The sequence below is a fragment of the Bacteroidota bacterium genome, assembly GCA_016183775.1.
Taxonomy (GTDB): Bacteria; Bacteroidota; Bacteroidia; order JABDFU01; family JABDFU01; genus JABDFU01.
Window position 1 is genome coordinate 1 of sequence record JACPDY010000122.1, and the last position, 9,961, is coordinate 9,961.

General features: G+C 40.3%; 9 protein-coding genes. 1 reads left to right on the forward strand and 8 read right to left on the reverse strand.

Going from position 1 to position 9,961, the window contains the following annotated elements; genetic code table 11:
* Positions 1-129 (forward strand): transposase (locus HYU69_14495; GenBank protein MBI2271551.1); only part of this gene is annotated, 129 nt, incomplete at its 5' end.
* A gap of 69 nt (positions 130-198) precedes the next feature.
* On the opposite strand, the gene HYU69_14500 is transcribed toward HYU69_14495, so the two are convergent.
* The 8 genes from HYU69_14500 to HYU69_14535 all read right to left on the reverse strand — a co-directional run bounded on the left by HYU69_14500 (position 199) and on the right by HYU69_14535 (position 9,876).
* On the reverse strand, positions 199-1,755 hold the full coding sequence (locus tag HYU69_14500) for an FAD-binding protein (protein MBI2271552.1): 1,557 nt from the start codon (positions 1,753-1,755) through the stop codon (positions 199-201).
* Positions 1,756-2,049: 294 nt separating this feature from the next.
* Positions 2,050-2,874, reverse strand: a complete 825-nt coding sequence (locus tag HYU69_14505; protein MBI2271553.1) for a PorT family protein — start codon at positions 2,872-2,874, stop codon at positions 2,050-2,052.
* Between the two features lie 32 nt (positions 2,875-2,906).
* A complete protein-coding gene (ubiE, locus tag HYU69_14510) occupies positions 2,907-3,626 on the reverse strand; it encodes a bifunctional demethylmenaquinone methyltransferase/2-methoxy-6-polyprenyl-1,4-benzoquinol methylase UbiE (protein ID MBI2271554.1) in 720 nt (239 codons plus the stop codon).
* Between the two features lie 35 nt (positions 3,627-3,661).
* Complete coding sequence (locus tag HYU69_14515) at positions 3,662-4,705, reverse strand: D-glycero-beta-D-manno-heptose-7-phosphate kinase (GenBank protein ID MBI2271555.1); 1,044 nt, start codon at positions 4,703-4,705, stop codon at positions 3,662-3,664.
* Positions 4,706-4,723: 18 nt separating this feature from the next.
* Positions 4,724-5,917 (reverse strand): pyridoxal phosphate-dependent aminotransferase, encoded by a 1,194-nt coding sequence (locus HYU69_14520; protein MBI2271556.1) that lies wholly within the window; start codon positions 5,915-5,917, stop codon positions 4,724-4,726.
* Positions 5,918-6,101: 184 nt separating this feature from the next.
* Positions 6,102-8,285 carry a glycoside hydrolase family 9 protein gene (locus HYU69_14525; GenBank protein MBI2271557.1) on the reverse strand — a complete coding sequence of 728 codons (2,184 nt, stop codon included), beginning with the start codon at positions 8,283-8,285 and terminating at the stop codon, positions 6,102-6,104.
* A gap of 124 nt (positions 8,286-8,409) precedes the next feature.
* Entirely contained in the window at positions 8,410-9,279 is an 870-nt protein-coding gene (locus HYU69_14530; GenBank protein ID MBI2271558.1) for a hypothetical protein, read from the reverse strand.
* A 57-nt stretch (positions 9,280-9,336) separates the two neighbouring features.
* A complete protein-coding gene (locus HYU69_14535; protein ID MBI2271559.1) occupies positions 9,337-9,876 on the reverse strand; it encodes a hypothetical protein in 540 nt (179 codons plus the stop codon).
* Between the last annotated feature and the right edge of the window lie 85 nt (positions 9,877-9,961).

Genomic DNA, 9,961 nt, shown 5'->3' on the forward strand with positions numbered 1-9,961 from the left:
ATTATTGAAAGAACTTTTTCTTGGTTTGAAAACCAACGAAGATTGAGTAAAGATTTTGAATATTTGCTTGAAACAAGTGAGGCAATGATTCATTTTGCAGCTATAAAAATATTATTGAATAAATTTTAAACAGTTTCTAAAACTTTCTAATAATATCTTGGATGATTTATTACAAGTGTATTAATTATTTTTCTATTATCAGAAGGAGAGTTGGAGTAAAACCGCCTCCGCGCATTTCTGCCCATCAATTGCCGCACTCACAATTCCGCCTGCATAACCTGCTCCTTCACCACAGGGGTATAATCCTTTGATTTGAATATGTTCAAGCGTTTCAACATCACGTGGTATGCGCACAGGAGAGGAGGTGCGTGATTCAACACCAACAATTACGGCATCATTTGTATAATAACCCTTAAGTTTTTTTCCGAATTCTTTGAACGCGGTCTGCAAGCGTTGACTGATGGCTTCAGGCAATAGCTCATGCAGCGGAGCGGATATAATTCCGGGTTGGTAAGAAACGGCAGGAAGATCTTTCGATAATTTATTTGTACTGAAATCGATCATGCGCTGTGCTGGTGCTGTTTGTGTTTTGCCTCCGGCAATAAAAGCCATGCGTTCAAGGTCCTGTTGATAACGTAATCCCGCAAACACACCGTGCTCAGAATATTTTTTCAGATCAATAAGATCAACTGCAATAACAATGCCTGAGTTGGAGTAGGGGTTATTCCGTTTTGAAGGCGACCATCCATTCGTTACAATTTCTCCCGGAGCTGTTGCGCACGGCGCAATGATACCGCCCGGGCACATGCAAAAGGAGAATACGCCCCGCCCGTTCACCTGGTGAACTAAACTGTAAGCGGCTGGTGGTAAATAAGGACCCCGGTTTGGATTGTGGTAAAGGATCGAATCGATCAATGTTTGTTGATGTTCAATGCGTACACCCATTGCGAATGGTTTTGCTTCAATGGCAATATTTTTTTTGTGCAATAATTCAAAAATATCCCTTGAAGAGTGACCTGTTGCTAAGATCACCGAATTCGCAAAAAATTCCTTGTCATTACAGATTACTCCTTTAATTCGATCGTCTTTAATTATGAGGTCAGTTACTTTTGTATTGAAATGAATTTCTCCTCCTGCATTTATAATCGATTCACGGATATTTACAATAATGCCAGGAAGTTTATTGGTGCCGATATGCGGGTGCGCATCGATCAGGATATCTTCACTTGCACCGTATGCCACAAATATGTTGAGTATTTTTTGAACATCGCCCCGCTTGGTCGAACGTGTATATAACTTTCCATCCGAGTACGTTCCCGCCCCGCCTTCTCCAAAACAATAGTTCGATTCAGGGTTTACGATATGTTCTTTATTAAGTACAGCCAGATCACGTCTGCGGCTTCTTACATCTTTACCGCGTTCAAGCAGTACGGGTTTTAATCCAAGTTCGATCAGGCGCAGCGCTGCGAATAATCCTGCAGGGCCGGTGCCGATGATGAGAACCGGTGGCTTGTGCGATACATCGTGAATTTTCGGCAGTTGATGTTCTGTTTCAGGTATTTCCGCTTGTGTATAAACAATAAGTTTTAAATGTACTTTGATAGCCCTGGAACGCGCATCAATCGATCGTTTCAAAAATTTAATAAAACTTATTTTATCAGGATCGATTCCAATATTTTTAGCGGCAGCCGTTTTTGTAGCCATTTCGCTGGCAGCTTCTTCCGGACTTACTGCGATATTGATTTCCTGCTTCATTATACTAATTATAAATATAATTTGGAGTTTATATCAAATAAGCTTTTTCGTGGGTTTTAGTGTTTTTGTGCTTTAGTGGCAATTTGACTTTGGCCACCAAAGCACGAAAGCTCTAAATTTTTCCCAAATGATTTTTTAAATAATACATATAATAATCTAATTCAGTATAATCTCTAAATTATATTTTAATTGGTATGGGTCCAAACGAAATGGTTGCATTTGCCACAATAGTAGCTGTTAATGGCCAACATCCGCCCGAGGCGGAGCATTGGACTATTACAGATACAAGTGGCATTACCCTTCAAAGGTAAAGGATATGAGAAACATTTTAGAATACAAGCGGTCGATCGCGTTGGCAAAAATGGTGTTGTCATTCACCAGCAGATTTTTGAAACCTAATGAAAGCTTGCCCTCAATAGCGAATTTAAAATAGGGCAGATAAAATTCCACACCGGCTCCCATTTCGTAACCAATATCGTTTCTGTCGAGCTTTACAACCTGCTGTGTAATTTCAAGACTTGTATTATCCACATTTTTTTGTGAAGCTACATCTGTTGTATATTTTATCCCGGCCAAAACATACGCCGAAAAGTTATTCATCCTGGCCGAACGGAGTTTTATGTCAATGGGAAAATCCAGGAAGGTTGATTCAACTTTTTTTGTGAATACACCGATGCCCTTTTGAGTCGCGATCGTAAAATCAAGATTGCGTTGCGCAAATGAAATGTTTGGTACAAAGCGAACGGTTAAATAACGATGGACAGCCAGTTCGGATACAATACCGAGATTAAAACCATTTTGAGGTGATGATTCAACCACAAGTATAGAATCGGAGAGAGTTCTTGGGGTGATAATGAAATTGGTCTTGTTAACGCCAAGTGTAAAGCCGAAGTGTAAAGCTTCAAATTCGTATTTGGGCAGGTTTTGAATTTTCGGATGTTGCCCGAAGCAGTTAATGCAATTCAAAAAGCAAATGACAAAGAAAAATTTTTTTATTATACGGCTAATCGGGAGCAGGAAGTAGGGAACTAGAAGACTTCCGGTTTCGGACTTCCGGCTTCGGACTTTTTCGAAATGCGACAAATTACTCCATTTTATGTTTAGTTTATTGATCTGCATTTTCCTTGTTCCCTAACGGTCAAATTGATCTTTTATTTTTTTCCGGTGTAAATATTAGCAATATTAAAGGCCAGGCTATGTCTTGCAGTGCTTGAAAAGCCGTTTTGTTTCAGAATATTGATAAAATCTTCATCACATGGGAAAGCCTTTACAGATTCGGGCAAATATGAATAGGCCGATGTATCTTTTGAAAAAAGGCGCCCTACAAAGGGTGTAACCCTGTTGAAATAAAAGTTGTAGAGATGCCTCACAAGAAAATTAGTTGGCTTTGAAAATTCAAGCACAACCAGTGTTCCGCCCGGTTTAAGTACGTTAAATATATTTTTCAAACTTTTTTCCAGGTTTTCAAAATTGCGAACGCCAAAAGCGACGGTAACTGCGTCAAAGCTTGCAGTTTCGAACAGCAGATTTTCGGAATCACCCAAAAAGAGTTGTATTTTTTTATTAAGTCCGCGTTTGTTGATCTTTTCCTGCCCTGATTTTAACATTCCTTCCGAAATATCGATACCCGTTACCTTTTCCGGGTTTAGCTTAAGTGCTTCGATCGCGAGATCGGCGGTTCCGGTGGCAATATCAAGTATGGTTTTGGGATTCTCGTTTCGGAGTAAGCGGATCGCTTTTTTTCGCCACAGGTTGTGAATGCCAAATGACAAAAGTAAATTTAAAAAATCGTACCGGGAGGCTATGTTGTTGAACATAGCGGCTACCTGTTCTTTTTTTGATGAATTATTTTTGTATGGAGTTACTACTATGGCCATATAGTGGCTCAAAGGTAACATTCCTGCTGCTATTTTGCTATTCCTGTATTGAGCGCTTCTTGCAGTAATTGTTTTTTATTGATCGGCACAACCCCTACATATTCACATACCAGTCCGCCGGCAAGATTAGCAAGCGTTGCAGTTACGATTGGTGAAAGATTAAGTGCAAGACATAGCGCCGCTATGCTGACAACGGTGTCGCCGGCACCTGATACATCAGCAATCCTGCGGATATGTGCCGGGATAATCATCTGTTTTTCATCAGTGTTTATATATATACCCAGTTCGGAAAGTGTGATAAGCAATGTGTCGATCTTTTGATCTCCCCTGAACTCATTGGTGATCTTATTAAGTTCTTTAAGTTTGTGATGGTTGAACTCGATTTTTAATCCGTCTTTCAGTTCTTTTAAATTGGGTTTGAACATATCAACACCTTTGTAATGCATGAAATTTTTCTTCTTAGGGTCTACGATCGTCGGGATGCCTTTTTTTCTGGAGATTTTTGTTACTTGTTGTATTAGTTTTTGTGTAATAAGTCCTTTGTCGTAGTCTTCAAAAATAATTGCATCGATCTGGTCGTGCTTGATCAGTGTAAAAATCCGAAGAAGCAATTGGCTGGTTTCTTCTTTGCTGATATCCATGTCAACCTCTTCGTCGATCCGGATCATTTGATGGTTATTTCCAATGATGCGGGTTTTTTTTGTCGTGATGCGTTTCCGGCTTTTTAAAATTCCTTTTTGTGAAAGATTTTGTTCACGTAACAAGTCTAAAAAAATATCACCTTCGCTGTCTGCGCCGATCACTGAACACAGAATAGGTATAGCGCCCATTGCCTGGACATTCAATGCCACGTTTGCCGCACCACCCAGGCGGCTTTCTTTTTTTCTTATAGACACTACAGGAACAGGTGCCTCCGGCGATATGCGGCTTACGGCGCCAAACAGGTAAGTGTCTATCATCACATCACCTATTATCAGAATTTTTAGTTTTGTAAATGCTTCGAAAATATTTTTAAGACCTTGCTTGGATAATTTATTATCGGAGCTGCTGCCTTTCTTTGTTTTTTTCTTCATCTGTAATGGTAAGCCGGTTTATTTCAATTCTGACAATGCTTTCTTCATGCGGGTCAATGCTTCAGTGAGTTTATCCTCAGATGTGGCATATGAAAAGCGTATATAATTATCATCACCAAAAGCCGCGCCGGGTACAAGAGCTACATGAGCTTTGTCAAGCAAATATTCACTCAGGCCAGTTCCGTTCCTGATCGTTGTTTTGCCATCCGATTTTCCGAAGTAATAAGTAATATCAGGGAAAAAATAAAATGCTCCTTCCGGAACATTAGTTTTCAAGCCGGGTATTTCTTTCATCAATCCGAGTACCAGGTCCCTGCGCTTTCTGAATTGGTCGCGCATAGGTGCAATACCCGAAACATCCATCAGCATCGCCGCATGTGTTGCTTTTTGTGCAATGGAACAGGTGGCCGAGGTTATTTGTCCCTGCATTTTGTCGCAGGCTTTTGCTAACCATAATGGTGCGCCCATAAAACCAACCCTCCAGCCGGTCATAGCATAAGCTTTTGAAACACCATTTACTGTTATCACGCGGTCTTTTATGTTGCCGAACTGCGCCATCGATTGGTGGCCGCCAACATAATTGATATGCTCATAAATTTCATCCGATAAAATAAACAGGTCAGGGTATTGGGTAACCACCTCAGCCAATGCTTTCAATTCTTCTTTGCTGTACACACTTCCTGTTGGGTTACAGGGAGTGCTGAAGATCATCATTCGTGTTTTGGGTGTAATGGCTGCTTTAAATTGGGTGGCAGTGATCTTGAAATCCTGTTCAATCCCTGCCTTAATAATAACGGGAACTCCTTCCGCCAGTTTAATAAGTTCAATATAACTTACCCAGTAGGGCGATGGAACTATTACTTCATCACCGGGATTTATAAGACAAAGAATGGCATTGGCAAGGCTTTGTTTCGCACCTGTAGAAACTACAATTTGTTCGGCAGTGTAATCAAGATTATTATCCCGTTTAAATTTTTTTGCAATCGCTTCACGCAATTCAACATAACCGGAAACATGGGTGTAATAACTGAAGTCGTTATCTATCGCTTTTTTTGCAGCGTCTTTAACAACCTGTGGTGTGTGAAAATCCGGCTCTCCCAGACTCAGGCTTATCACATCTATCCCTTGCGCCTTCAGCTCGCGGCTTTTGCGTGCCATGGCAATCGTTTGAGATTCCGAAAGTTTATTGATCCGATCTGCTAACTTCTCCATACCATTCATTTAAATAACACGTTTTGCAAACGTACAGGAATTTTTGCAAAGTGCAAGGTTGAATTTTCAAAAAACTCCCTCTCTTTTTTCTTCATTAAGTTTCTTATCGCTGTGGTCGGTTTATCCTGATAGTCGGGAACGTGTCCTGATAACCGATAACTAACAACCGGCAATTAAGCTTCATTTATTCCTTCACAAATTTTCGTATAACTTTTGTGTTCCTGTTTTCAATTTCGGCAAAGTAAATGCCGTTAGTCAAATCATGAATAGCTATTTCAATTGTGTGATCCGGAGAATGATTTGCTTCGGTTCTGAAATATACTATCCGGCCCAGCAGATCTTTAATATAAACTCTTGTAAAACTTCCATGTGTATTCTTAAGATTTAGGTTGATACTGCTGTTGCCCGGATTTGGATAGATCTCCGCAGTTAGATCATTTAGGGTAATGTAATCAATACCTGTTGTAATACACGATAAGTTGACGAACCTTGAAAGTAACCTGGTGTAGGATGCCTGTGTATATATCCCCGGTTCAGTTATCGTCCATGAGTTTTGAGGCCAACTGGTATTCCAGTCTTTATAGGATTTCTGAATGGGCTGATTTAGCGGAGGTGTAACAAGTGCCGCATTACAAAGAGAGTTTAACGAGGCGCATCCGGAAGGGCAGCAGCCATCAACTGCATATGTAGGGTTGGGTCCACCAGGTACATAACCGGGAGCCGGACCGTAAGTGGATGTTCCAACCCTGTCCCAATAAGAGCTTCCGTCCGCAAACCAGGTATGATAAAATTCATTGATCGAATTCTCCGCTCCATAATTTCCCATATTACTCAGGTAACAAAATGCGGTCGGGTTCACACCATGGAAATAATTTACAAATCCCAAAGCGGCGTTTATGTAATTTGTATTGTTGGGTGCATCAAGGTTATAGGAGATCATATTGCCGAACATGATCCCTTGCCGCCCTTTAGTTGTGTTGCTTCCCCATGTGTAATTATTATTTGAAAGGTAAGCGCGGTAAGCATCTGTTTGATTGGTATAAGCCGGCAGGTTATCAGCATTTCCCGACTGTATCGAATTCTTATAAGCATTTTTTATGGCAGTTGAAACGGAAGCTGTAGCATTATTCAAGGACGCATAATACAAAAGTATGTCTTGTTGCCCGCTTTCGAATGGGTAAGCATAGCCCCACGCGATAAGGTGCATTTGCGTATAATTGTTGTCGATAAACGCTTTGTAAGTCGCGTTTCCCGTATTCGCGAATAAAAATACCGCTGCCGCCATATGCCTGATCGAACGATCGTATGCCGACACCTCCTGCTCGCCGGCTCCTACAAGGCCTGTATTGCTAAATGTAATATTTGGATTCGCAACAGCCCAGTTCCAGGCTTTAACTGCTGCTGTCTGTAAAGTATTGGCATATGCTGTTTGTCCAATGTTTGTGTATTGTATGGCACCAAGTGCGAATAATGCCGATGCGGAAAATGAAGCCGACGTAGTTGCCGGTCCATATACACGTTGGCCGTTATCGCTTGAAGGCGGACTGCCACTTCCTGAATTTGCTTCGCCTACAATGCTCAATTCAGAGCCATCATTGTTCTGCATTTTCAACAACCAATCTAATTCATATTTAACTTCATCAAGTATATCCGGGATACCATTACCTGATTCGGGAATGTTATAATCATCCGTCCAAACAGTTGGGTTTTGGGAATAGGCCAGCATCAGATCTGTCATTGTTTCAAAAGTGAAATTCACATATTTATTATAATCGCCCGCGTCATGCCATCCACCTGAAAGGTCTTTGGATGTGGATGAATTGTTGTTATATAAACGGCAATCCTTATCCTGTAAGCTTCCAATATGGCAGGAGGCATCAGTCCATCCTGTTTGTGCATAAGGAGCTACTTTGGGTGTTCCGCAACGCTGGTAATAATACACCCGCAGCGCTTGCTTTAATGTTGTGAGATAAATGCAATCACTGATGTCGAATTTATAAGAACCAACATTGTTTGTTACGTCAAACACATAGTAGGAGCCAGCGGAGGTATAGGAAGAAAAATCGAACCACCATACTTTGTCGCCGCTTTGACTGTGAGTGCTGCCGCCATTCCATGCTATGGGAGTTCCCGAAAAAACAACAGTGTCATCGCCCCAGCGTCTTAATTGATAATTTGTTCCGGGGCTGAACGGACTTACCGAGTTGTATCCGGTTTGTGGATTACTTATAACGGCAATTTTTTTATCACTTGTTCTGTAGCCGAACTGGTCGATCTTTATATGGTTATCAACTGTCACCGGACCCGCTGACAAGACACCTGATAAAAGGAATAATGCAGAAGTGATTTTAATTAGCATGTTTTTCATTGAATAGATTTTAAATTAATGGGTGCCATTCACATATTTGTATTTTTACTGTCTCCCTTTGGGGAAATCTGACTGACTGCGGAAGCTGTCGCACTGTGTTTGCACACTGATCGCTGTCGAGATATTACTTCCACAAAACCTTGCAGCCTGGCAAAAGCGTTTTGATGATATTTACATCATCTTCATTAAGGGAGTTTCCCCGTGCGTCCAGCATACTAAGGCTTTTTAGGTAACAAACATGATCGGAAATTTTCGAAAATTTGTTATTCTTTATGGATAAGTACTGAAGATTTTTTAAATGATAAACTGACACCGGTAGATTCTCAAGTGAGTTATTATCCAACACTAACTCTTCAAGTCCATCGAGCTTTCCGAAATTTTTTGGAATTTCTTTAAGGCCGCATTGTACAAGTGTTAATGATCTTAAATTTTTGAGTAGTGAAAGCTCTTTAGGAAGAGTATCAAGAATGGTATTATAAACCAATAACTCACTCAATGCGTTCATATACCCTATGGAGTGGGGTAGTGTAAGTGTGTCTTTATTACTCTGAATGTGAAATGTTTTTAGCCGGTTCAGGTAACCAATTTCGGTTGGTAATGAATCCAGTTTGGTGTCATATATTTCCAGGTGCATCAGGCTGCTCATGTTCCCAAAGCCTTTTGGTAATGAACTGATCTCATTACCCCGTGTTGAAAAATACATCAGACTTTTGAAATTACTCATCTCTTCAGGAAGCGTGGTAATGTTGTCGTTGTTCAAAATCAAGGCCTGAAGATTGGTGAGCTTGCCGAACTTTGCGTATAGTTTTGGGTCGAGGGTCTGGTTGGTAAGATTTAATTTGTAAACCCGTTCATTATCCTTAAGAGCATCTTTCAGATCTTTATAAACAGGAGCGTTCTGAGGACCATAAATATCAAATGGAGTTTGAATTGTATTTTGCGCGCATGCAATTTTCCCGGCTAATGAAAGAGCTATAAGGAAAAATTTCTGCATACAATATCTAATTTTCTCTGCAATAGAACCTTATCCCTTGGAAAGGGGAGAAAGATGTTAAAGTCCAAAACTAAATCCCATTCTTATTATCGGATTTCCATAAGGCGAATATTTCGACTCATTAATATTCCATAAAGCCATAATAGTCATGTATGATCGTCCTCCCAAAGCCTGCCGGAATCCACCGCCAACGTAAATATTTTCAATATTCGTTCTTGTGCCTGGAAAGTCGTAGGAGTCAACATTCAGTAACTCATATTCTGCATGAGCGAAAATATTTTCAAGCACATAAAATCTTCCAAAAACACTTGCCCCGTAAATACTTGAACTGAATCGAAGCGCTCTATAATTGTAGTATATGTAAGTAGCCCCAATACCGGCCGCCAAACGTTCGGTTATTCTGTATCCAATGATTGGGGAAATATTGACAACAGTAATACTCCCAAACTGAGCACCGATATTTCCACCTACAAATACTTTGTTCCATTGAAAGCCTTTTTGTGTGTCATTTGCCGGTTTAATAATCGGGTCTTGTGCAAAGGCATTTAAATCAGAAAGACAAAGCAACAATATAAACCAGACAATTATTTTTTTCATCTCCATGTAAAATTAAGAAAATACAGCGGTATATTCGTGTAACATTTTAAAGTTTATATATGAACATAATTGTAACAGGTGCCAG